Origin of the sequence: Inquilinus limosus MP06 (genome assembly GCF_000767795.1) — a bacterium.
GTDB lineage: Bacteria > Pseudomonadota > Alphaproteobacteria > DSM-16000 > Inquilinaceae > Inquilinus > Inquilinus limosus_E.
This window is the reverse complement of sequence record NZ_JANX01001120.1, coordinates 1-683: the sequence shown is the minus strand read 5'-3', so window position 1 is coordinate 683 and position 683 is coordinate 1. Positions and strand designations below refer to the sequence as shown.

Annotated in this window: 1 protein-coding gene; it reads left to right on the top strand. The window is 74.7% G+C overall.

The annotated features are described in order from the left end of the window. On the top strand, positions 1 to 683 hold a 683-nt coding region (locus P409_RS35560), incomplete at both ends, for a cytochrome c oxidase assembly protein (protein WP_034849886.1).

The following is a 683-nucleotide window of genomic DNA, read 5'->3' as shown; positions in this document are numbered from 1 at the left end:
GTTCGCGGCCGGCTGGCTGGCTCTGGCCGCGGCGCTGGTCACGCCGCTGCACGCGCTCGGCGAGCGGCTGTTCACCGCGCATATGGTCGAGCACGAGGTGCTGATGGTGGTGGCGGCGCCGCTCCTCGCCCTGTCGCGACCGATCGGCGCCATGCTGTGGGGCATGCCGCAGGGCTGGCGCCGGGCGCTCGGTGCGGCGGCCGGAATCTCCGCCTGGCGCCGCGTCTGGCGCGCGATCACCGACCCGCTGGCGGCAACGGTGCTGCACGGCATCGCCATCTGGGCCTGGCACGTGCCGGCGCTGTTCGCGGCGGCGCTGGAGGACGAGGGGATGCATGCGCTGCAGCACGCCAGCTTCCTGGTCACCGCGCTGCTGTTCTGGTGGTCGTTGCTGTGCCGGCGGGGCAGCCGGGGCGTCGCGGTCGGCCATCTCTTCGCCACCGCGATGCACACCGGCCTGCTCGGTGCGCTGCTGGTGTTCTCGTCCCGGCTGTGGTTCTCCGACCAGGCGGGGGAAGCGGCGCGCTGGGGCCTGACGGCGCTGGAGGACCAGCAGCTGGCCGGGCTGGTGATGTGGATCCCGGCCTGCCTCGCCTATCCGGTCGCCGGCCTGGTCCTGGCCGGGCAATGGATCGCGGGCGCGGGCCGCAGGGCAGGGGAGGCGCGCGATGCCGTCGGGACGC